The sequence below is a fragment of the Streptosporangium sp. CA-135522 genome, from assembly GCF_050949235.1.
In the GTDB taxonomy this organism is placed as follows: domain Bacteria; phylum Actinomycetota; class Actinomycetes; order Streptosporangiales; family Streptosporangiaceae; genus Streptosporangium.
This window is the reverse complement of record NZ_CP192026.1, coordinates 34,533-59,676: the sequence shown is the minus strand read 5'-3', so window position 1 is coordinate 59,676 and position 25,144 is coordinate 34,533. Positions and strand designations below refer to the sequence as shown.

Here is a 25,144-nt window from a genome sequence, read left to right as displayed (position 1 = left end):
GGACATCCTTCTCACGGCGGCACGGTCGTTGGTAGGTTGGCGTACGGGTGAGCCGGGAAGTCTGGTCGGCACTTCTGCAGGCGTTCCCGAAAGTGCCGAGGTGTCATGCGTGCCCGTGATCTGGTCATCGACTTCCCGACCGTCTCCCTCGACTCACCGGCGATGGACGCCGCCCGGCTGCTGGCCGACCAGGGCCTGCCCGGCCTGATCGTGGTCGACGCCGACGGCTCGCCGTCCAGCATCCTGCCCGGCACCCAGGTGCTCCGCCTGGCCGTGCCGACCTACTGCCAGGATGATCCCGCCCTGGCCCGGGTGGTGGACGAAGCGCACGCCGACGCCTTCCTGCGGTCGCTGGCCGGGCGGACGGTCCGCGAGTGCCTGCCCGCCAACCCGAGGGAGCTGCCGATCACCGATCCGGACGCCACCGTGCTGGAGATCGCCGCGCTCATGGCGCGCACCCACAGCCCGCTCGTGGCGGTCGTGGACGGCGGGCGCCTGCTGGGAGCGGTCACGCTGCAGGCGCTGCTCGAGCGGGCTCTCGTCTCGTGACGGCTCTGGCATGGCTGTCGGTCGCGGTGTTCCTCGGCGCGTACGCGCTGATCGCGACCGAGCGCGTCCACCGGGTCGCCGCGGCGCTGGGCGGGGCCGGGATCATGCTGCTGATCCACGCCACCGACGCCGGCTCCGCGTTCTTCTCCGAACGCACCGGCATCGACTGGAACGTCATCTTCCTGCTGCTCGGAATGATGATCATCGTTGGCGTGCTCAAGCAGACCGGCGTCTTCGAGTATCTGGCGATCTGGGCGGCCAAACGGGCCGGGGGGCGACCGTACCGGCTGATGGTCCTGCTGGTCGTGATCACCGCGTCCGCCTCCGCGTTGCTGGACAACGTCACCACCGTGCTGCTGGTCGCGCCGGTGACGTTCCTGGTGTGCGAACGGCTCGCGCTGCCGGTCGCGCCCTTCCTGATCGCCGAGGCGATGGCCTCCAACATCGGCGGCACCGCCACTCTGATCGGTGATCCGCCCAACATCATCATCGCCAGCCGGGGCGGCCTGAGTTTCAACGACTTCCTCGTCCACCTCGCGCCGTTGGTCGTCGTGCTGATGGTGGCGTTCGTCGGGCTGTGCCGGATCCTGTTCAGGAAGTCCTTCCGCTACGACGAGGACCGGGCGGCGGAGATCATGCAGCTCGACGAGCGGGAGGCGATCGCCGACCGGAGACTGCTGTGGCAGAGCCTGGCCGTGCTCGTCCTCGTCATGGCCGCGTTCGTGCTCCACCCGATCCTGCACTACGAGCCCTCGGTCGTGGCGATCCTCGGCGCCGGCGTGCTGGTGGCCGCCACCAAGGTCACCACCGAGGAGGCGATCCGCGAGGTGGAGTGGCCCACCCTGGTCTTCTTCGCCGGTCTGTTCGTCATGGTCGGCGCCCTGGTCGAGACCGGCGTCATCGAGCAGATCTCCCGGGCGGCGGTGAGCGTGACCGAGGGGCGGCTCGGACTGGCCACCCTGGGCCTGCTGTGGATGTCGGCCGGCATCTCGGCGATCGTGGACAACATCCCCTATGTGGCGACCATGAGCCCCATCGTCGCCGAGTTGGTACAGGCGAACGGCGGCAACGACCACGCCCAGGTCCTGTGGTGGGCGCTGGCCCTCGGCGCCGATCTCGGCGGCAACGCCACCGCCGTCGGCGCCGCGGCCAACGTGGTCGTCATCGGCATCGCCGCGCGTAACCGCACCCCGATCGGCTTTTGGGAGTTCACCAAGTACGGCCTCGTCGTCACCTTCGTCACCGTGGCGATCGCCACGCCGTACCTGTGGCTGCGTTACCTGCTGTAGAACCCCTGTCCGGACGAGCCCTGTCCGGACGAGCACCGTCCGAACGAGCACCGCCGGATGAGCCGTCGCTCAGCGCGCCACGGCCTCCTCCTCGGCCGCGGGCTCCGGGGCCCGCAGGCCTCGCACCCCCGGGGACAGCAGCGCGGCCAGTGAGGACAGGGTGACGAGCACCGCGCATCCGACCAGGGCGGGCCGCGGGCCGGTCAGGATCGCCAGCGGCCCCGCCAGCAGCAGGCCGACCGGGCCGAACATCAGGGACCCGAGGGCGTCGTAGGAACTGACCCGCGACAGGGATTCGGCCGGGATCTCCCGCTGCATCGTGGTGTTCCACAGCACGCCGAAGAGGTCGAAGCAGACGCCCATCACGACCGCCCCGGCGACGATCGTCCACAGCGGGCTGCCCAGGCCGAGCAGCAGGTAGGGCAGCGCGGTGGGGATGGTGAGAAGCGTGCCGACCAGGATGGGACGGCGCGGCCGCAGCCCTAGCGCGACGAACACGCCGCAGATCATGCCGACCGCCTCGCCCGCCAGCACCGCCGACCAGGCCGGTGCCCCGCCCAAGCTCTCCTTGGCGACCAGCGGCCCGAGCACGCCGTGCGCGGCCTGCACGGCCATCACCAGCACCGAGAACTGCGCGACCACCACCCACAGCCACTGCCGGGAGATGAACTCGCGCCAGCCGTCGCGCAGGTCGGCGAGAACCGAGTGGCTTCCGGCCGCGGAGCGCTCGGCCGGGGTGAGACGCAACGCCGCGACGAGCACGGCGGCCACGACGAACATGAGGGCGCTGACGGCCAGCGCCCAGCCGCCGCCGAGCAGGACCACCGCGGCTCCGCTCAGGACCGTCCCGGCGACGCGTGAGACGTTGGCGCCCAGCCCCAGCAGGGCGTTGGCGGTCTGCAGCCGGTCGGCGGGGACGACGTCGGGGATGATGCCGGTCAGCGCGGGGAAGAGGACCGCCATCGAGACTCCGCTGAGCGCCGCCGCCGTCACCATGGCGGGAAGCGGAGTCCATCCGGTGAGCAGCATCGCGGCGAAGCAGGCGAACGCCACCGCGTTGAGCGTCTCCCCGGCCATCATCACCCGGTGCCGGGGCAGCCGGTCCGCGATCACACCGCCCACGAGCATGAACGCCACCATCGGCAGCGCCTCCGCGGTGAGGACCGCCGACAGCGTGGCCGCCGTCGCCCCCGGCAGCGCCAGGACGCCGAAGGCGATGGCCACTGGTGCGAACGAACTGCCCAGAACCGAGATGGTCCGGGCGGTGAGCAGCAGCGCGAAGCGCCGATCCCGAAGCATGTCGAGATCGCGGCGGTAGCTGTTCACCTGCTGGCTCCCTTACGGAACGGCCAAGAGCTTCATTTTGCCGTTCTGCACCGGCGATGTCGCATCAATATTCGAGGACCGCGATCGCCGTACGACCGCGAGGCGATCGTCCCTGGAAACCCCGATCCACTGCCGGCTGCGCGGAGACCTGTCGGGGCTGCGCGAGAGACCGTCGGGACAAAGAGAAGACCCGTCGAGGCAGCGCGAGAGACCCGTCCGGACAAAGAGAAGACCCGTCGAGGCAGCGCGGGAAACCCGTCGGGACGAAGAGAGGACTCGGAAGCGAACGGCGGTCGTCAGGTGACCGGGACGATCGCGGCCTCGACGAGCGCGCCGTCCTCGATCCGCAGCAGGCCCAGGGTGCCGTGGGGTTGACGGCGCCGGTCGGTCGGCGAGCCGGGGTTGAAGATGCGCAGTGTGCCGTCGCTCTCGTCGAGCGGGATGTGGGAGTGGCCGAAGACCACCAGGTCGGCCGAGGGGAATCGGCGGCGCATCCTGGCGAGCCTGCCCTGTGCCGCGCCGCTGTCGTGGATCATCGCCAGCCGCAGCCCGTCGAGGTCGAGTTCGAGCGTCTCGGGCGCGGCTATGTCGGGCCCGTCGTTGTTGCCCTTGACGACGTGGACCGGGGCGTAGGCGGCCAGCTCGTCGAGTACGCCGGCGACGCAGACGTCGCCGGCGTGCAGGATCAGGTCCGCGCCGCGCAGATGCTCGGCCACCCGTGGGGGGCAGGACTTCCACCGCCTCGGCGCGTGGGTGTCGGCCAGGACCACCACTTTCACGGTCCCATCCTCTCTCCACGCCCCGTGCGTGGGAAAGCGGGAGCCCGCGCACGGGGCGTGATGGACGAGGCGGAGCACGACGGCGTGACGGACGAGGCGGAACGTGACGGCGTGACGGCGTGACGGCGTGACGGACGAGGCGAAGCGTGATGGGCGAGGCGAAGCGTGATGGGCGAGGACGGTGCCGATCACGGCGCGGCGGGGGCCGTCCTCAGCGGAAGTCGTCGGCGTGGTCGGCCGCCCACTGATGGAAGGTGCGGGCCGGGACGCCGGTCAGCTCCTCGACCGTGCGGGTGACCGGCTCCGGCTCGGCCACGATGCTCGCCCAGTAGTCGAGAGCGCTGTCGACGAACGTGGCCTCGCCCCAGGCGGCGAGCAGCTGCTCTCGCGCGGCCTCCCTGGGCAGTTCCTCGTAGCGTGCCGGGCGGCCGATCGCCTCGCCGATGATGCGGACCTGCTCGGCCTGGGTCACCACCGACGGCCCGGTGAGGTCGTAGGCCTTCCCGGCGTGCCCGTCGCCGGTCAGCGCGAGCGCGGCGACCGCCGCGATGTCCCGCTCGTGGATGAGCGATCTGCCGGCCAGCGCGTACGGCCAGCGCACCACGCCCTCGCGGATCTGCCCGGCCCACATCAGCGTGTTGACCGCGAACCCGCCGGGCCGCAGGAACGTCCACTCCAGCCCGGACTCCCTGATCAGCCGCTCCACCTCGCCGTGGAACATGTCCGCCGCGGCCATCGCCGACAGGTAGACGACGCGGCGCGCGTGCCCGGCGATCAGCTTCACGACCGGCGCGGCCTGTTCGGCCGCGAACCCGGGCCAGACCAGGAACACCGATTCGACCCCGTCCAGGGCCGCCTCCACCGTCTCCGGCCGGGTCAGGTCGCCGCGTACCGCCTCGACGCCTTCCGGCAGCCGGGCGTTGCCGGGGTCGCGGACCAGGGCTCGCACCGCGGCGCCGGACTCCAGCAGCAGGGGCACCACATGGCGGCCGACGTTGCCGGTCGCTCCGATGACCAGAATCATGATTTCCTCCTCGGTTGCCCCCATCCTGAAACTTGAAGTCGACTTCAAGTCAACTCGGTCCGGCCGGAACGGGTCAGAATCCGGGCGGGGGTCGCCTCCGGGCCCGGTGTGACGTGCAGGATGATCACACCGTCGTTGTTAGGTCTCCGCCACGATGTCGGCCGCGTCCTCGGGAGAGGACACCGCCGCACGGCGTAACCGAGAATCTGCTCATACGTTCGCCGGTATAGGGCCCCGAACCGGAACCGGTCGCCTTGTTCATCCGCGTGTCATCCTCTTCAGGCCTTCCGCCCGTTTTCAGGTTTCGATTCCTACGTGTCCGCGGGCGACGGCGGAATTTCAGGCCGGGTGCGGACGGCCGGGCGGACCGAGAAGGCCTCGATCGTCGATAGGGACGAAACTCTGGAAACGGGCCGCGCCGCACGAGCGGCACCGACCGAATCGGGATTTTCGAAGGGCATCGGGCGTAATACGTAAAGTGCCCGATGCGCGAGCCGGGCAGGACATCTACCGTCTGCGGCGTAGAGAGCCCTCCAGGCAAGGTGAGCCCATGCGCGCGCTAACCGTGTTCCTCTCCGCAGTCCTGCTGACCACGACCTTCACCGCGCCCGCCACGGCGGGTTCCGCCACTGCCGACGCCAAGCCCCCGCCCGGCCCGGTGAACATCGCCTACCAGCGGGCCGCCTTCACCGCGGGCACCGCCGAAGGCGTGACGACCGGCGACGCCCTGACGTTCGCCTCCCCTGCCGGGACGACCTCCTACACCGACGCGCTCGGCACCAGGAGCTGGGAGTACGCCCGCTGGACCGGTCCGGAACGGCCGATCGGCTTCGCCGCCACCGAACTGGTCGCCTCCTGGACCGCCGACACCCCGCCGGGAAGCTGGGTGCAGATCGAGGTGCGCGGCCGTCACGCGGCCGGGACGACCAAGTGGTACGTCCTGGGCCGCTGGGCCTACGGTGAGGCCGACATCCGCCGCACCTCGGTGCCGGGTCAGGCCGACGCCGACGGCACCGTCTCCGTCGACACCTTCGTCGCCGCGGCGGGCAAGCCGATCACCGCCTATCAGTTGCGCGTCACGCTGCACCGCACGCCCGGTTCCACCGTGACGCCGAGCGTGCGGACGCTGGGGGCGATGGCCTCGGCCGTGCCCGAACGCAAAACCGTGCCGGTCAGCCCCGGCGGCACGGCCTGGGGAGTCGAGCTGAACGTGCCCCGCCGTTCCCAGAGCATCCACCAGGGCCACTACCCCGAGTGGGACGGCGGCGGCCAGGCGTGGTGCAGCCCGACCTCGACCACGATGGTCCTGGGCTACTGGGGCAGGTGGCCCAGCGCGCAGGACACCTCCTGGGTCGACCCGTCCGACCCCGACCCCGAGGTGGACTACGCCGCCCGGTACACCTACGACCACGCCTACCAGGGCGCCGGCAACTGGCCGTTCAACACCGCCTACGCCGGCCGCTACGGCATGGAGGGGTTCATCACCCGGCTGCGCTCGCTGACCGAGATGGAACGCCTGATCGCGGCCGGCATCCCGGTGATCACCTCCCAGTCGTTCAAGAAGGGCGAACTGCCCGGCGCGGGCTACGGCACCGACGGCCACATCATGGTGGTGGTCGGTTTCACCGCCACCGGCGACGTCATCGCCAACGACCCCGCCTCGCCGAGCGACGACGCCGTGCGCCGGGTCTACCCGCGGGCCGACTTCGAGAACGTCTGGCTGCGCAGCTCCAGCAGCGGCGGCGTCGTCTACGTCATCCATCCGCCGGAGCACCCGCTGCCCCCCACCGTCGCGGGACTGCCCGCCAACTGGTGAGACCGGCCCGGTACGGCGCGCCTCCCACGCGCGCCGTACCGGTGGTGACCGGATGTCCCGTGGCGGGACGGCGCCCGGTCCACCGACCTGGATCATGGAGATTCCCGACAAATTTCCACCTGCTGTCTTCGTCGCCCACGACCCCTGCGAACCGGCCGCGGCCCTGGCAGCGTGGAACCGGGCCGCGGCTTCTCGCTGCGGCGTTCTCGGGGGAGACGTCGTCTCCACGACGAAAGGCAGGCATCGGATGATGGTTGTCGGATCCGACGTGGTCGTGACGGGGTTGGGCGCCACCACACCGCTGGGTGGTGACGTGGTCTCGACGTGGGACGCCCTGCTGGAGGGACGATCCGGGATCGGCGTCATCGAGGAGGAGTGGGCGGCCGGCCTGCCGGTGCGGATCGCGGGCCGGTTGCGGGTGGAGCCCACCGAGGTGCTCGATCGGGCGAAGGCCCGGCGGCTGGACCGCTGCCAGCAGATCGCCCTGATCGCCGCGCGCGAGGCGTGGGCCGACGCCGGAACTCCCGAGACGGAGCCCGAACGCCTGGCGGTGGTCATCGGCACCGGAGTCGGCGGGGTGCTGAGCACTCTCGCCCAGAACGACATCCTGGAAGCCTCCGGGGCACGGCGGATCTCGCCGTACACCGTGCCCATGCTGATGCCCAACGGGCCCGCCGCCCTGGTCAGCATCGAACTCGGCGCCCGCGGCGGCGCCCACACCCCGGTGAGCGCCTGCGCCTCCGGGGCGGAGGCGATCGCGATGGGCCTGGATCTCATCCGTCTCGGCCGCGCCGACGTCGTCGTCGCGGGTGGCTCCGAGGCCTGCGTCCACTCTCTCACCATCGCCGGCTTCGCTCAGGCCAGGGCGCTGTCCACCCGCAACGACGCACCTCAGGAAGCCTCCCGGCCCTTCGACGCGGGACGGGACGGGTTCGTCATCGGCGAGGGAGCCGCCCTGGTGGTCCTGGAACGCGCTGATTTCGCCGCGGCCCGCGGCGCCCGTGTGCATGCGACGCTGGCCGGCGCGGGCATCACGTCCGACGCCCACCACATCACCGCGGCCCACTCCGGCGGGCAGGTACGCGCCATCCGGATGGCGCTGGCTTCGGCGGGCCTGGACGCGCTCGACGTCGGGCACGTGCACGCCCACGCCACCTCCACCCCGGTCGGGGACCTGGCCGAGGCTCACTCGATCGCCGAGGCGATCGGGACGCACCCGGCGGTCACCGCGACCAAGTCGATGACCGGCCACCTGTGCGGCGCCGCCGGAGCGATGGGGGCGATCTCCACGATCCTCGCGATCCGCGACGGGATCATCCCCGCCACCCGCAACCTGGACGACCTCGACCCGGAGGTCAAGCTCGACGTCGTCACCGGCCGGCCGCGGCACGACCGGCTGACGGCGGCGCTGACCAACTCGTTCGGTTTCGGCGGCCACAACGTCTCCCTGGTCTTCGCTTCCGCCCCCTGAGCGGCCTCCACCGCTGAGCGATCTCCACCCCTTGAGCGAACGGGGTGCGCTCGCGCTCCGCCACTCGGCGCCGCCGGGCCTCCTCCGCTCCCGGACGACGGTTTCCTGAGCGCACGGGCCCGGCACGCACGGGTCCAGCACGCGCAACTTGACACAGAACTACTACAAACCTGTTATGCCCACAGGTTGACCTTGGACGGAGGGAGGTGAATAACTGTCCGTGGGGGGTCCCGCAACCCGAACCCTTCGGAGCCGCCGATGAGCAGCGTGGTCTCGCCTGTACTGGTCGGACGCGCCGTGGAGCTACAGGTTCTGATCGACGCGATGACTCACCCACCGGCGGTGGCGCTGGTGGAGGGAGAGGCGGGCATAGGGAAGACCCGGCTCGTCCGCGCCGCGCTCGGCCGTCTCGCATCCGGCGACAGGTCCGTCCTTCTCGGCTACTGCCATCAGATCCGCGAACCCTTTCCGTACGGGCCGGTGTTCGAGGCGTTGCGGGAGATCGCGGGGCGGCTGCCGGCCACCGAGGCGCTCAATCCGGTCACCGGCGCGCTCCGCGGCTACCTTCCCGAGCTGGCCTGCGCGCTGCCACCGTCGCCGGAGCCGCTGGACGACCCGCGGGCCGAGCGGCACCGCGTGTTCCGCGCGATACGCGCCCTGCTGGCGGCCGTCGGGCCGGCCGTGCTCGTGATCGAGGACCTGCACTGGGCCGATGACGGGACCCGGGATCTGCTGCGCTTCCTGACCGACCAGCCGCCCGAGGGACTGACGACGGTGGCGACGTATCGGCGGGAGGATCGGGGCACGGCCGGGTTGCCGTTGGGCCACGCCTACCGGCACCCGCCGGGGACGACCAGCGTGGTGATACCGCTGACGCCGCTGGACGTGCCGGGCGTGCGAAGTCTGGCCGACGCGCTGTTGAACCGGTCCGGCCTGTCGCCCACGTTCGTCACGCGGCTGCACGAACGCACGGCGGGCATCCCGTTCGTGGTGGAGGAGGTGATCCGCTCCTTGCCCGACGGGGAGGGGCCCGACGCGCTGGACCGCGTCGGGGTCCCGCTGCTGCTGCGCGAGGCCATGGCCGAGCAGATGGCCGGGCTGTCCGCGGCGGCGGTGAACGCCGTGCAGGCGGCGGCGGTGCTACGGCTTCCCATGAGCGAGCGGTTGATCACCGCGGTCGGCGGGAACTCCGCCGGGCTGGGCGAGGCGCTGCGCGCCGGTGTGCTCCACGAACACCCCGGCGGCCGGTACGGCTTCCGCCACGCCCTGGCCCAGCAGGCCGTGTACGACGCGATCCCCGGCCCGGACCGGCGGCTGGCGCACGAGCACGCGATGACCGCGCTCACGGCGACGGATCCCCCGCCGCTGGTCCAGCTCGCCTTCCACGCCCGGCAGGCGGGGGACATGGACGCCTGGCTGCGCCACGGCACGGCGGCGGCCAACCACGCCGCCGCGCTCGGCGACACCGCGCTGGCGGTCGAGGTGCTGGAGAACATGCTCGCCGACCCCGACCTGCCGGCGCCGGACCGGGGCCCGCTGGTGCTGCTGCTGAGCCGTCTGGCGGCGATCGGGCTGCTGGGGCTGTCGCACCAGCGGGTGGTGCGGCTGCTGCGTCACCTGTTGAGGGAGGACTTCCTCTCCCGCGGCGTACGCGGCGAGGCGCGGCTCAACCTCGGCATGGTCCTGTGCAACCAGGCGGGTGACAACGCCGCAGGACGCTCCGAGATCATGGCCGCCGTCGCCGAGCTGCACGACCGGCCGAGGTTGGCCGCCCGCGGCCTGGCCAGCCTCGCGATGCCCGGGTGGAGCACCGAGCCGCTGGCGACGCACGAGGAGTGGATGGTCCGCGCCGAGGCGCTCGTCGCGACCGCCGACAGCCCGGAACTGGCGGCGGCGGTCCTGGCCAACCGGGCCTCGCTGGAGATGACGATCGGTTCCCCTGAGGCGTTCGCCGTCGCCGCCACGCTGCCGGTCGCCGACCCGTCCGCGGCGGTCCGGCGAGAAGCCGCCCGAGCGTATTGCAACCTTCATGACGCGGCGACCACGCTGGGCGACTACGCCACGGCCGAGAAGTTCGCCCGGGAGGGCCGGCGGCTGGCGGCCGAGACCGGCGCCCTGTACCCGGCCTATCTCATCAAGGTCTCGACGATCCGCAGGGAGTGGCTGACCGGGCGGTGGGACGGGCTGCGCGCCCGGGCGGCCGCGCTGGCGGAACCGGCCACGGAGACATCACTGGTCGCGGTGGATCTCTGGCTGGTGCTGGGCCTGCTCGCGCTGGCCACCGGTGAGTGGGAAGAGGCGGCCAGACATCTCCACGACGCGGGGCTGGACGCGCCGGACGACCGCTTCCTGCCGATCGTGGCAGCCGCCGCGGGCGGGATGATCGAGCTGCATCTCGCCCGTGGCGCTTCGGAGAGCGCGGTCGCCGAGGCCGAGCGGTCGGTCGCCCGGCTACGCCGCAAGGGCGTGTGGGTCTGGGGCGCCCACCTGGTCCCGGCCGCTGTCACCGCGATCGCCCAGGCCGGGCGTGTGGACGAGGCGGCCGAGCTGGTGGCCGAATTCGCCGACGGAATCGCGGATCGGCTCGCGCCCGCAGCGCACGCCGCTCTCGACGCCGCCCGGGGCGCGCTGGCCGCCACGGACCGGCGGCACGGCGATGCCGCCGGCTTCTTCGCCCGCGCCCGTGAGGCCTACGCCGCACTGCCCCAGCCCTACGCGGCGGCGCGGGCGCACGAGGGCGAGGCTCGGGCCGGACTCGCCCTCGGCGACCGCACCGTCGCCTCGGCCTTCGCCGAACTGGCGGAGCGATTCGCCTCACTCGGCGCCACTCACGACGCCGCTCGCTGCCGGCGCACGCTACGCGACATCGGGGTGGAGGTGCAGCTGCCACGTGGCCGCAAGGGCGGCTCCGGCGCGCTGTCACAGCGGGAGAGAGAGGTGGCCCGGCTCGTCGCACTCGGCCGGACCAATCGGGAGATCGCCGACGTGCTGTTCCTGTCGACGCGCACCGTCGAAACCCACGTCGCCACCGTGCTGCGCAAGCTCGGCATACGGTCTCGGACCGAGATCGCCCCGCCTGTCTGACCACCGGTCGCGAACTCACCAGGTGACGGCGGCCCCGATGGCGAGCTGCGCTGAGCGGGCCGGCGCCGCGACGTGTTACAGGGCCAGGTCGCCCCGCCCACGCCGTCGGAGCGCATCGTGCGGTCAGGGTTGGGCAACGGTGAACGTCAGTGACCATCGGGCGAGGGCGGCCTCAAGCGATGCGCGTGACTTCTCATCCGGCTGTGGCACGTCGGTCGCCCAGGCCACGTACCCGTCTGGCCGCACCAGCAGGGCCGTGCACGGTACGGCGGAGCGCCCCTTCGTCTGGGGGCGCCCCCAGTGCCCGCCGGTAAAGTCGATCAGCAGGGGCCTGGCATCCCTGGTCAGCTCGGCCAGCCGTACTCCGTCGTCGAGGATCAGATCGGGTGCCCATCGGCCCACCAGCGGATGGTCTCCTGCGGCGTAGCCGATGTCGTTGCCCGACATGAGATCGGCGATGCGCCGGAGGTTACCCGGGTCGGCGAGTAGTTCGGCGAAGAGCGCGCGCAGCCCGGTGACCTCGCTGCCGGGGGCGATGAGGGCGGCCTGGGCTCGTGTGGACATGATCACTCGCTCGGCGACCGGGCGGCGCTCGGTCTCGTAGGTGTCCAGCAGGCTCTCCTCGGCCCGGCCGCTGATGACCGCGGCCAGCTTCCAGCCGAGGTTGACCGCGTCCTGCAGGCCGAGGTTGAGCCCGGGGCCGCCGATCGCGGAGTGCACGTGAGCGGCGTCCCCGACCAGGAGCACGCGCCGGTCGCGGAAGCGCTCGGCCAGCCGGGTGTTGCCGCCGGTGAGTTTGCGCCGCAGGTGCGGCCCTTCCCCCTCGGGCGGGCCGAGCTCGATGTCGGCGCCGAGCACCCGGCGGATGCTGGCTCGCAGCTCAGGGATGGTCAGCGGCCCTTCGGCGTCCTCCTGGCCCCATTCGGTGGTCGCGATCAGCGGCCATGGGCTGGAGGGCAGTGGCGCGTAAACGAACATGCCGTGCTCGGTGCGGTGATGCAGCAACGGCGGGATCGGGCCGTATCCGGGGACGTTCAGCCCGCCGTCGGCCGGGTCGACGAGCTCGGCGGGCACCTTGGCGTGGGCGGTGCGCGAGATCGTGTGGTCGACGGTCACCCCGGGGAAGGCGATCTGGGCGATCTTGCGCGTGATGCTGTGCCCGCCGTCCGCGCCGACCAGGTAGCGGGCTTCGATCCGGTACGGCCCGGCCGTACCGGAGACCTCGATGGCGACGCGGTCCTCGTGCTGGGTGAAGCCGGTGACCTCCTGGCCCCGGCGGATCTCCACGCCGAGCTCGATCGCCCGCTCCTCCAGCATCTGCTCGACCCTGCGCTGTGGGACCAGCAGGGTGTGGAGCGGGTTGTTCTCGAGCGCGCTCAGGTTCAGCGGCATCGCGCCGAACACGAAACCGGGAGTCGGCGCGGGCGGGTCCGTGGTTCCGGTGAGCCGCTCGTACAGGCCGCGCCGGTCGAGCATCCGCACCACCTGGCCGACCAGTCCGTTGGCCCGGTTCTCCAGGGTGCGCTCGGGGAGCCGTTCCACGACCAGCGGGTGTGCTCCGGCCAGGCTGAGCTCGCAGGCCAGCATCAGACCGTTCGGGCCTGCTCCGGAGATGACGACGTCTGTGACCATGACACCTTTCCTCGGGTGTTTGAGGGCATGACGGATCGACCGGCGCGCGGCCGGTTGATCTCTTCTGTTCGGGTGTTTGACGGCATGACGGATCGACCGGCGCGCGGCCGGTTGATCTCTCTTGTCGGGTCAGGGTGTGGGGAGTCCCGCGGTGACCTGGTGGAAGGCGTCGCGCAGCAGGTCGGCGACCGAGGGCCGCGAGTCGGCGCGCAGCAGCAGATCCGTCACCGCCAGCAAGGCGGCGTTGACCGACCCGGCGACCAGGTGCGGGTAGAGATCACGGTCGAGATCGGTGCCGGTTCGCTCGGCCACGGCGGCGGCCAGTTCCTCCTGCGCGGCCCGGCCGGCCCGCAGGAGCTCCCCTTGGATCGCCGGGTGCCGCAGCATCAGCTTGATCCCGGTGCTCCAGCCCTCTTCGGAAGGCGCCTCGTCTTCGGTCATGCCGAGGGCGAAGCGGGCCCTGACGGCGTGGCCGATGGCTTCCCACAGTGGCTCGTCGTCCGGCCTGGCACGCAGCTCCTGCGCGATCTGGGCGGCCCGCTCGTACTGCCGCGCGGCGATCGCCTCCGCCTTGCTTGAGAAGTAGTTGTTGAACGTGCGGGGCGAGACGCCCGCCTCGGCGGCGATGTCCTCCACCTTGACGTTGTCGAAGCCTCGCTCGACGGTCAGCCGGATCGCCGCCCAGCTGAGCGCGACCCGCAGCTCTTCCTTCTTACGCTCCCTCAACCCCATGAGACCACTCTACAGAAATATGCGTGACACGCAATATTTCGTGACACGCATATTTATCGGGGACAACGACGAACCCCCGGGACCGCTGTCGGGCGGTCCCGGGGGTGTCCAGCGTCTGGGCCTGTCCCTCAGGGACGGGGCCCGACTCGTGCTCAGACGGTGATGCTCCACCAGTCGAGGTGGCCGGTGTCGATGAAGTAGTTGTCGGTTACTTCCAGCAGCCACTGCCCGGCCGCCTGCTGGGTGACGGGAACCGTGTAGGTCCGGGTGCCGTACGACGTGCAGGTGGAACCGCCGCTGGAGTCGAGGAGGTACCACTTCCCGCTCGGGCCGCGGAGCCAGATCTCAAGGTCCTCGGCGCAGGTGTGATCGATCGTGACGGTCAGCTTGACGGGCGAGTTCGCCGTACCGGTCGCGGTGGAGGTGATCGGGCTCTCGATGGTTTCGAGGTCGTCGATGGCGTAGTCGGTGTCGTTGCGGAACGTGCGGTTGCCCGAGGTGCCCTGCACGGTCAACGCGTACACCGAGGTGTGGGTGGTGGTCTCGCCGGTGCCGGTGATCGTCACCTGGTAGGTGCCGGCGGGCGTCGTGGCCGTGGTGGCGATGGTCAGCGTGGAGGAGCCGCCCGAGGTCACCGACGCCGGGTTGAATCCGGCCGTGGCGCCGCTGGGCAGACCCGACGCCGACAGGGCGACCGTCTGCGCGGTGCCCGCCGTGGTGGCGGTGGCGACCGTGGAGGTCGCCGCCTGACCGGCCTGGACCGTCCCCGACGAGGGGTTCGTGGAGATGGAGAAGTCCCGGCTGGTGCTGGTGCCGACCGCGAGCTTCCAGATCGCGTACGCCGAGGCGTCGGAGGCCCGGTCGATGATGGTGTCGTTGATGTTGCTGCTGGTGTCGCACGACTGGTGGTAGCAGGAGTCGTACGCACGGCTCGCCGTACCGCCCCACTTGGCGGCTTGCGCGGAGGTCTTGGTCGCACTGGCGCCGGCCGCGACGCCGGAGGTGGCGACGCCCGCGTTGCGGAACGACGCGTCGTCGGACCGGTTGGCGCCCTCGGTGTTCTCCTCGGGCTGGAGGTTCAGGCCGTCGTAGAAGGCCTTGAGGTGCCTGGCCGCTTCGGTGGTGATGTTGTTGATGAAGTAGCCGCCGTTGGGCGAGCCCACCATGTCGTAGTTGTGGTAGACCGTGATCTTGCTTCGCTCGGTGGAGCTGAGCGAGTTGACGTAGAACCGGGAACCGTTGAGGCCCTGCTCCTCGTCGGTCCACCAGCCGAACCGCACGTGCTTGGCCATCGTCGGGTTCTTCGACGCCAGGGTCAGCGCGACCTCCAGCAGCGCCGACGAGCCCGAGCCGTTGTCGTTGATGCCCGGACCGGCCGAGACGCTGTCGAGATGGGCGCCGGCCATGACGACCTGGTTGGCGTCACCGCCCGGCCAGTCGGCGATCAGGTTCGGTCCGGCCCCGCTGGTGCAGCCCGAGGTGCAGGGTTGCCGTACCACGGTGTAGCCGGCGGCGGTGAGCTTCTGCTCGATGTAGGACACCGACGCGGTGTAGCCGGGGCCCGTGGACCTGCGGGTGCCGCCGTTGGCGGTGGCGATGGTCTGCAGTTGCTGAAGGTGGGCCTTGACGTTGGCGAGGCTGATGTCCGGCGGGTCGGTCGGTGTGGGGCCGGTGCTGACCGTCAGGCTGTAGGCCGCCGTGTGCGTGCCGGACGTGCCGGTGCCGGTGACCGTGACGGTGTACGTCCCGGCCGGCGTCGACCCGGCGGTGCTGATGGTCAGGGTGGAGGAACCGCCCGAGGTCACCGACGCCGGGTTGAAGCTCGCGGTGGCGCCCGCCGGCAGGCCGGAAGCGGTGAGGTTGACCGTCTGCGCGCTGCCCGAGGTGGTCTGCGTTCCGACGGTCGAGGTGGTCTGCTGGCCGGGCTGTACCGAGCCGGCGGCGGGGTTCAGCGACACGGAGAAGTCGTTGCCCGTCGCGGCGCAGGTCGGCTCGCCGGACTGCACCGGGACGCTGACCGCGTTCCAGGCCGCCTTGGTGGTGGCGCACTCGGGGCTGCTCGCGCCGTACAGCTCCACGGCCGCCGCCAGTGACGCCGACCTGGCGTTGGCGTACTTCCAGGTCGAGGTCTTACGCTGCAGCGCGCCCATGAAGATCTTGCCGGCCTTCTGGATGCCGATGCCGGTCACCGAGGAGGGGCCGCCGCTGCAGATCGGGCTGTTCGGCTTGCCGCCGCCCGGCGAGGAGCCCTCGGCCAGCAGGTAGAACCAGTGGTTGAACGGGCCGGCCGCGGCGTGCACCTCGGTGCTCGGGATCGAGGTGGACCAGCAGTTGGGGTCGCCCACTCGGGACGGCTCGTACATGTACCGGATCGGGCCGTCGCCGACGAGGTCCACCTCCTCGCCGACCTCGTAGTCCGGCGGGTCGTTGGGGTTGTTGGCGTAGGCCTCGGTGAGGGCGCCGAAGACGTCGCCGACGGCTTCGTTCATGCCGCCGTTCTCGTTGCCGGAGCCGGCGCCGCCGGGCGTGGTCTGGAAGACGGCGTGGCCGAACTCGTGGCCCACCACGTCGATGTTCGTGGCCTGGCGCTGGTTGTCCTGCGAGTGGCCGAAGTTGGTGGTGCTACCGTCCCAGTAGGCGTTGACGTCGTTGAGCCCGACCTTGGCCGGGAAGCCGCCGCCGTTGCCGTTGATGCCGTTGCGACCGAGCCAGTCGCGCAGCATGTCCCATTCCTTCTGGACCGAGTACAGCGCGTCCACACACGCGGTCTCCAGGTTCGTCCCGGAGCCGTTTCCCCATGCGTCGTCGGTGCCGGTGTAGGCGGAGCCGTTCTGCCCACCGCAGCGGATGCCGTTACGGGTCGTGTCGGTCATCGAGTACGAGCTGCCGGAGCCGCTCGTGCTGATGGTGACCTGGCCGTAGTAGTAGCCGTTCCCGGTGCCCGCCCGCACCTCGTCGTAGGAGTCGACGATCTTCCCGGTGCGCGCGTCGACGAACACGTGCTGCTTGCTCGGCTTGCCGTCGGAGATGCCGGAGACCAGCGCCTCCCAGGCGAGACGCGACTTGCCTCCCCAGGCCAGGACCACCAGGCGCGGGTCCGCGCTGTCGTCGGCCCGCGACAGCCGGGTCTTCGCCTTCGCGCGGGCGTCGTCGGCGGTCACCGTCGGCGAGGTCGGCACGTTCCGGGTGGCGCCGGACGCCGCCGCGGTGTCGCGCACGTTTCCGGCGGAGTCGGTGACCACGACCGCGTCACCGCCCACCACGGGCAGCCCCTTGTAGGTGCGCTCGTAGGCGACGTAGTACATGCCGCCCGCGCCCGCGGCGACAGCGGTACGCCGGTACGTCTCGTCCGAGCCCTTCTGCAGCTTGTCCAGACCGCTCGCAACGGCCTGGTCGGCCGCGGCCGCGACGAGCGCGGACGGGTCTGTGGGGGATTTGTCGTAACCCGCGCTCCCGGGAGGAGGCTTCGCGATCGCGGGTGAGGCAGGCGCCACCGCGGTCACGACGGCCAGGCCTACGGCCGCCGCGAGTACAGCTCTGCGTCTCACATGTGTTCCTTTCGTGGTCTCCACGCCGCGTCCGGCCGAGGGTCGCCCGGCGGGCACAACGGGAGTTGGGGGGTGACGGAAGAAATGCATGGCGGAATCACACCGGGCGGCTCGGCAAATGGGTCGACAAAGGCGGCTTTTCCGTCCGGCGGAAATGGTTCCCATGGTGGGAGCGCCCTCGGCCACCTGCTCGACAGAGCCTTTTTCAGCCGGGACGAAAGTGGGTTAACGGCGACCGGCCGCTCGCGGCCGATCCGCTGTTTCGATCACGACCGCCGTCGGGAGGGGCGGCCGGAGAGGGAGAGGGCGATTAGGGAGGGAAAGAGGGACGTCGCTTCATTGCGCTCCTTGCTCTTCGCTCTGCTTGCTCTTCGCTCTGCTTGCTCTTCGCTCTGCTTGCTCTTCGCTCCGCGACCACGGTGAGGATTTTCCAGGCCGCCGACCGCGCCCGGTTCGCATCCCGCGCGTGTCCGCTCCGAAAGGAGCCTTCATCTCCCGCGATGAGCGGCGAATGCGAACCGGTCTGTGCCGTGACGCTAGAGCGATGACTGAACGCTGAACATCCGTACCAATATCCGTATATATACGGAAAAACGTCTCAATGGCGATTTACGAAGAATGACATGCAAGGAAAAGAGGCAGGGCGCGAAAACAGTTGACTCCGACGCGCGACCACGGCACAGCCCGGGGATCAGCGACCGGCGGCGCGAGCCCTGTTCCGCTCCGCCTTGACGGTGGCGGTGGTCAGGGCCGCCGCGTTGGCCACCACGTACAGGGTCACCGCGACGGGAATCATCATGGGCAGGTGAGCCGCGAGCAAGGTCAGCGCGGCGACGGCCAGCAGCACGGCGCGGACGACCGCGCCGTTGCGGACCAGCGCCCTGACGACAGTGGTGGCCACCGTTCGCTCGCTGACGGTCAGTGCCGGTCGCCGTACCTGCAGGGTTGCCATGGTGTCCTCCTCGGCCATTCGGTACCATTCGGTACCGTCTGTCGAAACGGTACTACTCGGTTCCGTATTCCCTCACCAGCAACTTTGGTACCGTCCGGTACCATCGATGTGTATGGCGACCAAAGCGCGTGAGCGTCTGCTCCAGACGGCCGAAGAGCTCTTCTACGCCGAAGGCATCCACGCCACCGGCATCGAACGGATCCTGCAGGAGTCCGGCGTCGGCCGGGCGTCCTTCTACCGGCACTTCAAGAGCAAGGACGAGCTGGTCGTGGCCGTCATCACCGACCGCGACGCCCGCTGGCGCGCCTGGCTGGACGAATCGGTGACCGCGGCCGCACCGATACCGCGGGAGCGGCCACTGGCGGTGTTCGACGCCCTGGCCCAGCGCTTCGCCCGCGCGGACTTCCGGGGGTGCGCCTTCATCAACACCATGGCCGAAACGGCCGACCCCGGCAGCCCGGCCTTCCAGGCCGCCGCCGAGCACAAGCGCCGGGTCATCGCCTACCTGGACCGACTCCTGGCCGAGGCGGGCCACGCGGCGCACCGGGATCTGGCCGGCAAGCTCGCCCTGCTGATCGACGGGGCCCTGGTGACCGCCCTGCGAGAACGCACTCCCGACGCGGCCCACCGGGCCAGGTCCGTCGCCGCCACGCTCCTCATGGACTGACCCCGCTCCGGCCGCTCCGACCGGTCAGGCCGCGAGGGGGTGCGGAGCGCTGATCACGACGGCTGACGCGTGGCCGGCGGGCTCGCCGGCCCACACGGCGGGAGCGTCATGCTCAGGAACCCGGGGCCTTTTCTTTGGGCGTGGCCCGATGACGCAGGCCGTCCTGGGAGTCGACGTACTTGAGCATGAGGCGGGCGAACTCCAGACGGTCCCGCTCGGACCAGTCGACGGTGATCTGCTCGTAGGTCGCGCGCTGGTGGCGGCGGAAACGGGCCATCAGGTCGGCGCCGCCGGGACTGAGATGCAGGACCGTGCGGCGGCCGTCCAGCTGGGAGGCGGCACGGATCAGGTAGCCGGCGGAGATGCAGTCGCTGACCATGCGGCTGGCCACCGAGGGGTCCACCCCGAGGTGGTCGGCGACCGCGCCGACGGTCACCTCGCGCCCGCCGTCGCGCTCGGCCTCCAGGACGATGTTGAGGACCAGGGTGCGGCTCAGGTCCTTGGCGGGGATGGGATTCTCCACCTCCAGCAGGGAGGAGCGGCGTAGTTTCCCGAACGCCGGTCCGACCGCGTCGAGCAGCTCATCGGCCGTTCTGAACTCCTTCGTCGTCATGGGCTCCATCTTACAATCGTTGCATTCCGAAGACATGTGTTGATCTGAAAACGTATGCATGTCATCATACATGTGCACTCGCCAACGAACGGAGTCCACCATGACCATCCTCGTCACCGGCGCCCGCGGCAAGGTCGGCCAGGCGATCGTCAACCGCCTGCACGCCGCCGGCCACAGCGTCCGCGCCGCCAGCGCCAACCCCGCCGAGCTGACCGTCCCGGCCGGCGTCGAGGTCGCCGAGCTGGGCCTCGCCCGGCCCGAGACCTTCGAAGCCGCGCTGCGGGGTGTCCGCCAGGTGTTCCTCTATCCCGAACCGGACGGCATCCACGACCTGATCAAGGTCGCCGAGGCCGCCGGCGTCGAACACGTCGTCCTGTTGTCGTCCTCCTCGGTCCTGGCCCCCGGCGCCGAGAGCGACCCGCTCGCCGGCCACAGCCTCCGTGTCGAGCGCGCGCTGGCCGGCTCCGAGCTCACCTGCACGTTCCTGCGGCCGGACGCCTTCGCCAGCAACGCGCTCGGCTGGGCCTACTTCATCGGCCAGAACCTGCCGATCCAGCTCGCCTACCCCGACGCCGACATCGCGCCCATCCACCCCGACGACATCGCCGACATCGCCGTCGAGGCTCTCACCGGCGACACGCTGACCGGCCGCGAGGTCACCCTCACCGGCGCGCGGTCGCTCACCTTCCGCGAGCAGCTCGCCGTCCTGTCCGGCGTCCTCGGCCGTGACATCCCCGTCGAGAAGATCACCCGCGCCGAGGCCGAGCAGCAGATGAGCCGCCACATGCCCGCTCCGATGGTCGGCTCACTGCTCGACCTGTGGGCCGCCGCGTCCGCCGGCCCCGCCGCCATCGCCGACACCACCGAGACCCTCCTCGGCACGCCCGCCCGCAGCTTCGAGCAGTGGGCCCGCGAAAACGCCGCGGCCTTCACCCAACGCTGATCCGACGGGCCTGCGGCCCGTCTCCTCCCCCTTAGGCAATCCCATGACCACCACTCTGGCCTCCGCCGGACCCCAGACCTCCGACCGTCGCCGGTGGGCCGTCCTCGCCGTCGTCCTGTTCGCCGCGATCCTCGACCTGCTGGACGCGACGATCACCAACATCGCCGCCCCGACCATCGCCGCCGACCTGCGCGGCGGGGACGCCCTCGTCCAATGGCTCGGCGCGAGCTACGCCCTGGCCATGGGCGTCCTGCTGGTGGTCGGCGGACGACTCGGCGACAAGTACGGCCGCCGCCGCCTGTTCCTGGCCGGGATCACCGGATTCACGATCATGTCCATCGGCTGCGGACTGGCCACAGGCCCCGCGTCCGTCGTCGTCTTCCGGCTGCTCCAGGGAGCCTTCGGCGCCCTGCTGATCCCCCAGGGGTTCGGCATCCTCGGCGCGGTGTTCCCACGCGACGAGATCGGCAAGGCGTTCGGCGTGTTCGTCCCCGCCCTGGGCCTGTCCGCGATCGGCGGTCCGGTCCTGGCCGGGTTCCTCATCCAGGCCGACCTGTTCGGCCTCGGCTGGCGCCCCATGTTCCTGATCAACATCGTGCTCGGCGGCCTCGCGATCGGCCTGGCCGCCCGGATCCTGCCCCGCGACGCGGGCGACCGTACGGTCACCGTCGACGGCCTCGGCTCCGGTCTCCTCGCCGCCACGATGCTCGGCCTGCTCTACGGGCTGATCGACGGCTCCAGCCACGGCTGGACGGCCGTTCCGATCCTGGCCCTGGCCGTGGGCACCGTCTTCTTCGGCCTCTTCTGCCTGCGCCAGCGCAACGCCGCCAGCCCGCTCATCGAGCCCTCGGTGCTGAAGAACCGCGGCTTCACCTCCGGCCTGATCCTCGGGCTCGTCTTCTACGCCGCGGTCTCAGGGCTGCTGTTCGTCCTGTCCCTCTTCCTGCAGGACGTCCTGCACCGCACACCGGGCCAGGCGTCCCTGGGCCTCGCGCCCCTCGCGGCCGGCATCATCGTCGCCTCGATCGCCGCGCACAACCTTCTCGCCCGCCTTGGACGCACCCTCGTCCTGATCGGCCTGGCCCTGGTCCTGGCCGGTACGGTCTCGCTGCTCGTCCTGGTGCACACCCAGGGCGCCGCCCTGCCCGCCTGGGCGCTCATCGCCCCGGTGTTCGTCTGCGGCCTCGGCCTCGGCACCTGCTTCGGCACCGTCTACGGGGTCACCCTCGGCGACATCGACCCCAAGGAGTCCGGCAGCGCCAGCGGTTCGCTCTCCGCGGTCCAGCAGCTGGCCAACAGCATCGGCGCCGCGGCCATCACCACCGTCTACTTCCACTCCTCCCACGGTACGGAGCAGAGCCTGGCGGTCGTCGCCGTCCTCACCCTTGTCTGCTGCGCCCTCGTCCGGCTCATGCCGCGCAACGCGCAGCCTCAGCACCACTGAACGCCTCAGGAGACATCATGCACACCACCAAGCCCATCGGTTACTGGCTCAACCGCACCGACAAGGCCCTCACCGACCACATGAACTCCATCCTGGACGAGTTCGGCCTCACCCGGATCGCCTGGCAGGTCCTCAACGTCGTCGAGGACAACCCGCGGGCCGCCGACGCCGACGTCCTGACCGTCCTCGCGGCCAACGCCGACACGCCCACCCTGACCGCCGCCATCGACACCGTGCTCGCCGACGGCTGGGCTTCCCGCCCCGAGCCGACCCTGCTCACCCTGACCGACGACGGCAGAGCCCGCCTCACCGAGGTCGCCGAACGCGTCGCCGCCTTCCGCGACCTGTCGACGCGCGGCATCTCCCTCCAGGAGTACCGGACGGCCGTCAGCGTCCTCGAACGCATGACCGGCAACCTCGAAGCCAGGTAACGCCCTACATCACCGTCTGCCTTGACGCCCCTGCATACCCGATCCTCCCGATCGGGCATGCAGGGGCGTCAGGACCCGCCTGAGCTGCGGGGAAGTGGTCCATCGGCGGATCGCGGCGGCGGGCGGGCCGTCGTCCCCACCATGGGGACAGCCCGCACGCCGCCACCGAGATCACCAGCGTCCGGGACCGGGGCTGGAACCGCGTAGGTCAGCGGCCGTTCACCGCGGGGGCGTGATCGGCGACCGAGACCTTGAGCTGCGCCGAGGAGGTCAGCACGGTCCCCACCGGCGCCTCGGCCCGGTCGGCGTCGGTGACGACGCTCCGTTCACCGAGGTACATGTAGGTCTCGCGGTCGAAGATGTACTCGTGCCGCTCACCGAGCACCGGGTCGATCCTCGCCGCGGCGATGCCCGTACGGCCCGCGGCGTCCACGGCATGATCGACGGAGACGACGCCGGGGATGGCCGCCGCCGCGCGGAACAGCGCGGCGCGTTGCGCCGCGGGCAGGTACGCCTCCGAGAGGAGACCGTTGACACGCGCCCAGGCCTCGGTATCGGCCTGGGGATCGTGTCCGAGCCGGGTGTAGAGGTGTTCGTACATTTTCGCCGGATCGGTGGGCAGCCGGCTCACGTAGGCGTAGTCGTTACGCAGGAACTCGGCACGCTGGTCGAAGTCGGCGAGCTTTTCCGGGCCGCTGCGGCCGACGGTCTCGCGGGCCTCGGGCGGGATGGGCCAGCCGGGGAACGGCTTGGGCGCCAGTTCCTCGGCCTCGATGACCCCACCCGTCGAGTCCCCCTTCACCGGCAGCCAGACCTTGCGCTTCGACCGGGACAGGTAACGCTCGGGGCGTCCGTCGCGTCCTTCGCCGTAGGAGGGGTTCATCGTCTGTGATTCGAAGACGAGGAACTGTCCGGGCTTGGGGTGCAGTTCCGGGGTCCTGTCCACGTTCTCTGCGGCCCGCTTGAGGACTTCGGCCGCCGCCACGGGCATCGTGTGGATGACCGGGGGATCACCCGCCTCCGAGCCGACGGCGACCGTCATGCCCCCGGCCGCCACCGCGGCGGCCAGTCCCACCGCGAGACCGAGCCGCATACGAGGTGTGAAGCGCCGGCGCCCCACGGCGCGTTCAACGCCTATGGGCGCTGAAGCGGCGATGGCGGCCAGCAGCCGGTCCTCCTGTGCGCGCAGGCGGGCCGGGTCGGACTGCGGGATCTCCGAGCGGAACCGCTCCAGCCGGGTCATCTCGTTCATAGGGATTCCTCGCTAACGGTGGCCATGGGATTGATCCCGCCGAGTTCTTTGCGGAGTTTCTTTCGGGCCCGGTTGACGCGTGACTGCACGGTTCCCAGGCGTACGCCCAGCGCCTCAGCGGTCTCCGAGTAGCTGAGTCCGCCCCATGCCACCAGCAGCAAAGCGTCGCGATGCCCCTTGGGCAGCGCTGCCAGCGCACCCGCCAGGCTCCGGCGGGAGGCCTCGGCGCTGAGCCGCTCGTCGCTGCGCTCGGTGAACGATGCCGTCACCGGGTCGACGCCGGTGCGTTCCACGAGACGTAGCTGCCGCACCTCGGTCCGCAGGTGCCGGCGCATCAGGTTGGTCGCGATCCCGTACAGCCACGGCCGCGCGTTCCGGCGTGACAGGTCATAGCCGTCGCGCTGCCGGAACGCCGCCAGGAAGGTCTCGGCCACCACGTCGTCGGCGGCGTCATCTCCCAGCCTGCGCGTGACGTAGCGCGTGATGTCCGGGGCGTGGCGACGGAAGACTTCGGCGAATACCTCGGGATCGCACCGGGACCGTTCGATGAAAGAGGCGTCATCGACCTCTGCCCGGCTCGGCTCGCTCATTCTGTGGCCTCTCGGCTCTGGATCAGGACACCTGTTGTTGCCAGGCCGGCCGCGCCCTGTTCCCGCCCGATCCCATCGCGCCCGTCTCGCAGAGTGTCACCGCCTGTCTCCGCCCTACCCGCCGCCGATGGAGACGGCGGTGAGGACGGTGAGCCCGATGGCGCCGCCGACCCGGCGGATGGTGTTGATCAGCCCGCCGGCCGGACCGTGCCCCAGAACGGATCGTCTCCCGTTCCGTCTCCGCGCCCTGGAGAAGATCCTCGACCGCCCGGTCTTCGCTCACATCGCTTGACCTCGGTCGTGTGGTTCCCGAAGGGCGAGAGCCACGGACATGTCACCTGATCACGACCTGCCGCGCCGCCGGAAAAGCCACCAGCCCGCCGAGGCGAGACCGGCGGCCGCCGCCACCACACCCGCATAGAACCAGAGCGATCCCGCTCCGCCCCGCGACGCGGCAGGTGAAAGCGAAGGGGAAGGGGGAACGGCGGTCGCCGTCGGACGGGCGGCCGGGCCGAGAGCGGTGAGCAGTCCGGCGGTCAGTGGCGTGGCGTCGGGGATGCCGTCCGTCAGCCGCAGAGGCCCGTCGCCCGAACGGATCATCCGGTTTCCGGCGCACAGTGAGGTGTGCAGGGAGACGCCCGGATCGGTGGCGAACAGGCCGGACTCCCCGGCGGAGGCGAACACCAGATACCGGGTCCCGACGTCGAAGCGGTATCCGCAGGAGTCCTCGTCCGAGTTGGTGGCCACCTGGAATTCGGCGTCCGCCCTCCCCTTGTAGACCTGGTCGGCGCGGAAGGTGTAGACGATCGGTGGCCTGGGGCCGAGAGGGTCGCCCTCGACCCGGCGGGCGGCCGTCACCGTCCCGGTGAAGACGGCGGCCGACTCCTCCACCTGAGCTTTCGGCCCAAGCTGGGCGCACGAGCAGGCGCACGCCGTACCGGGAGTGATCGCGAGGGTGGCGGCGATGAGCAGGAGAACGGCCAGAACCCGATGCCTCATGCC

Annotated in this window: 20 protein-coding genes; 9 read left to right on the top strand and 11 right to left on the bottom strand. The window is 70.8% G+C overall.

From position 1 onward, the window contains the following. Positions 1-105: 105 nt before the first annotated feature. Together ACQPYK_RS00275 and ACQPYK_RS00270 are read left to right on the top strand one after the other, a co-directional pair. Entirely contained in the window at positions 106-549 is a 444-nt protein-coding gene (locus tag ACQPYK_RS00275) for a CBS domain-containing protein (protein ID WP_433248305.1), read from the top strand. Then, positions 546-1,838, top strand: coding sequence for an ArsB/NhaD family transporter (locus tag ACQPYK_RS00270; protein WP_433248302.1), 1,293 nt, complete (start codon positions 546-548; stop codon positions 1,836-1,838). Before ACQPYK_RS00275 ends, ACQPYK_RS00270 begins: the two co-directional genes overlap by 4 nt. Before the next feature lie 69 nt (positions 1,839-1,907). Here ACQPYK_RS00270 and ACQPYK_RS00265 read toward each other — a convergent pair whose 3' ends face one another. The 3 genes from ACQPYK_RS00265 to ACQPYK_RS00255 all read right to left on the bottom strand — a co-directional run bounded on the left by ACQPYK_RS00265 (position 1,908) and on the right by ACQPYK_RS00255 (position 4,967). Beyond that, positions 1,908-3,164: an MFS transporter gene (locus ACQPYK_RS00265; protein ID WP_433248299.1), complete on the bottom strand. Its 1,257-nt coding sequence runs from the start codon at positions 3,162-3,164 to the stop codon at positions 1,908-1,910. 296 nt (positions 3,165-3,460) lie between these two features. Further along, the gene (locus ACQPYK_RS00260; RefSeq protein WP_433248296.1) at positions 3,461-3,943 is read right to left on the bottom strand and encodes a metallophosphoesterase family protein; all 483 of its coding nucleotides are present in this window, start codon (positions 3,941-3,943) and stop codon (positions 3,461-3,463) included. Positions 3,944-4,154: 211 nt separating this feature from the next. Further along, positions 4,155-4,967 carry an NAD(P)H-binding protein gene (locus ACQPYK_RS00255; RefSeq protein WP_433248293.1) on the bottom strand — a complete coding sequence of 271 codons (813 nt, stop codon included), beginning with the start codon at positions 4,965-4,967 and terminating at the stop codon, positions 4,155-4,157. A 550-nt stretch (positions 4,968-5,517) separates the two neighbouring features. On the opposite strand from ACQPYK_RS00255, the gene ACQPYK_RS00250 reads away from it, so the two are divergent. The 3 genes from ACQPYK_RS00250 (at position 5,518) to ACQPYK_RS00240 (ending at position 11,338) form a co-directional block, all read left to right on the top strand. Beyond that, on the top strand, positions 5,518-6,783 hold the full coding sequence (locus ACQPYK_RS00250) for a C39 family peptidase (RefSeq protein ID WP_433248290.1): 1,266 nt from the start codon (positions 5,518-5,520) through the stop codon (positions 6,781-6,783). A gap of 247 nt (positions 6,784-7,030) precedes the next feature. Further along, entirely contained in the window at positions 7,031-8,254 is a 1,224-nt protein-coding gene (locus ACQPYK_RS00245) for a beta-ketoacyl-[acyl-carrier-protein] synthase family protein (protein WP_433248287.1), read from the top strand. 258 nt (positions 8,255-8,512) lie between these two features. Next, positions 8,513-11,338 carry a helix-turn-helix transcriptional regulator gene (locus ACQPYK_RS00240; RefSeq protein ID WP_433248284.1) on the top strand — a complete coding sequence of 942 codons (2,826 nt, stop codon included), beginning with the start codon at positions 8,513-8,515 and terminating at the stop codon, positions 11,336-11,338. Positions 11,339-11,461: 123 nt separating this feature from the next. Here the strand turns inward: ACQPYK_RS00240 and ACQPYK_RS00235 are convergent, their stop codons facing one another. From ACQPYK_RS00235 to ACQPYK_RS00220, 4 genes are all read right to left on the bottom strand, one after another. Continuing rightward, positions 11,462-12,970 carry an FAD-dependent monooxygenase gene (locus ACQPYK_RS00235; protein WP_433248281.1) on the bottom strand — a complete coding sequence of 503 codons (1,509 nt, stop codon included), beginning with the start codon at positions 12,968-12,970 and terminating at the stop codon, positions 11,462-11,464. A gap of 129 nt (positions 12,971-13,099) precedes the next feature. Then, on the bottom strand, positions 13,100-13,702 hold the full coding sequence (locus ACQPYK_RS00230; protein ID WP_433248278.1) for a TetR family transcriptional regulator: 603 nt from the start codon (positions 13,700-13,702) through the stop codon (positions 13,100-13,102). Positions 13,703-13,854: 152 nt separating this feature from the next. Then, positions 13,855-17,250 carry a M28 family peptidase gene (locus ACQPYK_RS00225; protein WP_433248275.1) on the bottom strand — a complete coding sequence of 1,132 codons (3,396 nt, stop codon included), beginning with the start codon at positions 17,248-17,250 and terminating at the stop codon, positions 13,855-13,857. A gap of 691 nt (positions 17,251-17,941) precedes the next feature. Continuing rightward, on the bottom strand, positions 17,942-18,202 hold the full coding sequence (locus ACQPYK_RS00220) for a hypothetical protein (RefSeq protein WP_433248272.1): 261 nt from the start codon (positions 18,200-18,202) through the stop codon (positions 17,942-17,944). A gap of 112 nt (positions 18,203-18,314) precedes the next feature. On the opposite strand from ACQPYK_RS00220, the gene ACQPYK_RS00215 reads away from it, so the two are divergent. Further along, positions 18,315-18,869: a TetR/AcrR family transcriptional regulator gene (locus tag ACQPYK_RS00215; protein WP_433248269.1), complete on the top strand. Its 555-nt coding sequence runs from the start codon at positions 18,315-18,317 to the stop codon at positions 18,867-18,869. Positions 18,870-18,981: 112 nt separating this feature from the next. Here ACQPYK_RS00215 and ACQPYK_RS00210 read toward each other — a convergent pair whose 3' ends face one another. Further along, a complete protein-coding gene (locus ACQPYK_RS00210; protein WP_433248266.1) occupies positions 18,982-19,482 on the bottom strand; it encodes a MarR family winged helix-turn-helix transcriptional regulator in 501 nt (166 codons plus the stop codon). A gap of 100 nt (positions 19,483-19,582) precedes the next feature. On the opposite strand from ACQPYK_RS00210, the gene ACQPYK_RS00205 reads away from it, so the two are divergent. Genes ACQPYK_RS00205 through ACQPYK_RS00195 form a run of 3 tightly spaced genes read left to right on the top strand, consistent with a single transcriptional unit; the run spans position 19,583 to position 22,300 of the window. Then, positions 19,583-20,425 (top strand): NAD(P)H-binding protein, encoded by an 843-nt coding sequence (locus tag ACQPYK_RS00205; protein ID WP_433248263.1) that lies wholly within the window; start codon positions 19,583-19,585, stop codon positions 20,423-20,425. Between the two features lie 43 nt (positions 20,426-20,468). Beyond that, the gene (locus tag ACQPYK_RS00200; protein ID WP_433248260.1) at positions 20,469-21,869 is read left to right on the top strand and encodes an MFS transporter; all 1,401 of its coding nucleotides are present in this window, start codon (positions 20,469-20,471) and stop codon (positions 21,867-21,869) included. 17 nt (positions 21,870-21,886) lie between these two features. After that, entirely contained in the window at positions 21,887-22,300 is a 414-nt protein-coding gene (locus ACQPYK_RS00195; protein ID WP_433248257.1) for a MarR family winged helix-turn-helix transcriptional regulator, read from the top strand. Positions 22,301-22,508: 208 nt separating this feature from the next. Here the strand turns inward: ACQPYK_RS00195 and ACQPYK_RS00190 are convergent, their stop codons facing one another. The 3 genes from ACQPYK_RS00190 to ACQPYK_RS00180 all read right to left on the bottom strand — a co-directional run bounded on the left by ACQPYK_RS00190 (position 22,509) and on the right by ACQPYK_RS00180 (position 25,141). Continuing rightward, positions 22,509-23,552, bottom strand: coding sequence for a CU044_5270 family protein (locus tag ACQPYK_RS00190; RefSeq protein ID WP_433248254.1), 1,044 nt, complete (start codon positions 23,550-23,552; stop codon positions 22,509-22,511). Continuing rightward, positions 23,549-24,142, bottom strand: coding sequence for an RNA polymerase sigma factor (locus ACQPYK_RS00185; protein ID WP_433248252.1), 594 nt, complete (start codon positions 24,140-24,142; stop codon positions 23,549-23,551). Before ACQPYK_RS00185 ends, ACQPYK_RS00190 begins: the two co-directional genes overlap by 4 nt. A 342-nt stretch (positions 24,143-24,484) precedes the next feature. Beyond that, positions 24,485-25,141, bottom strand: coding sequence for a hypothetical protein (locus ACQPYK_RS00180; protein ID WP_433248249.1), 657 nt, complete (start codon positions 25,139-25,141; stop codon positions 24,485-24,487). Positions 25,142-25,144 lie beyond the last annotated feature (3 nt).

Bases quoted from the DNA above. Each gene is read 5' to 3' on its own strand.
- ACQPYK_RS00275 (WP_433248305.1), top strand. From the start codon at position 106: ATGCGTGCCCGTGATCTGGTCATCGACTTCCCGACCGTCTCCCTCGAC.
- ACQPYK_RS00255 (WP_433248293.1), bottom strand. From the start codon at position 4,967: ATGATTCTGGTCATCGGAGCGACCGGCAACGTCGGCCGCCATGTGGTG.
- ACQPYK_RS00250 (WP_433248290.1), top strand. From the start codon at position 5,518: ATGCGCGCGCTAACCGTGTTCCTCTCCGCAGTCCTGCTGACCACGACC.
- ACQPYK_RS00245 (WP_433248287.1), top strand. From the start codon at position 7,031: ATGATGGTTGTCGGATCCGACGTGGTCGTGACGGGGTTGGGCGCCACC.
- ACQPYK_RS00240 (WP_433248284.1), top strand. From the start codon at position 8,513: ATGAGCAGCGTGGTCTCGCCTGTACTGGTCGGACGCGCCGTGGAGCTA.
- ACQPYK_RS00235 (WP_433248281.1), bottom strand. From the start codon at position 12,970: ATGGTCACAGACGTCGTCATCTCCGGAGCAGGCCCGAACGGTCTGATG.
- ACQPYK_RS00230 (WP_433248278.1), bottom strand. From the start codon at position 13,702: ATGGGGTTGAGGGAGCGTAAGAAGGAAGAGCTGCGGGTCGCGCTCAGC.
- ACQPYK_RS00220 (WP_433248272.1), bottom strand. From the start codon at position 18,202: ATGGCAACCCTGCAGGTACGGCGACCGGCACTGACCGTCAGCGAGCGA.
- ACQPYK_RS00215 (WP_433248269.1), top strand. From the start codon at position 18,315: ATGGCGACCAAAGCGCGTGAGCGTCTGCTCCAGACGGCCGAAGAGCTC.
- ACQPYK_RS00210 (WP_433248266.1), bottom strand. From the start codon at position 19,482: ATGACGACGAAGGAGTTCAGAACGGCCGATGAGCTGCTCGACGCGGTC.
- ACQPYK_RS00205 (WP_433248263.1), top strand. From the start codon at position 19,583: ATGACCATCCTCGTCACCGGCGCCCGCGGCAAGGTCGGCCAGGCGATC.
- ACQPYK_RS00200 (WP_433248260.1), top strand. From the start codon at position 20,469: ATGACCACCACTCTGGCCTCCGCCGGACCCCAGACCTCCGACCGTCGC.
- ACQPYK_RS00195 (WP_433248257.1), top strand. From the start codon at position 21,887: ATGCACACCACCAAGCCCATCGGTTACTGGCTCAACCGCACCGACAAG.
- ACQPYK_RS00190 (WP_433248254.1), bottom strand. From the start codon at position 23,552: ATGAACGAGATGACCCGGCTGGAGCGGTTCCGCTCGGAGATCCCGCAG.
- ACQPYK_RS00185 (WP_433248252.1), bottom strand. From the start codon at position 24,142: ATGAGCGAGCCGAGCCGGGCAGAGGTCGATGACGCCTCTTTCATCGAA.
- ACQPYK_RS00180 (WP_433248249.1), bottom strand. From the start codon at position 25,141: ATGAGGCATCGGGTTCTGGCCGTTCTCCTGCTCATCGCCGCCACCCTC.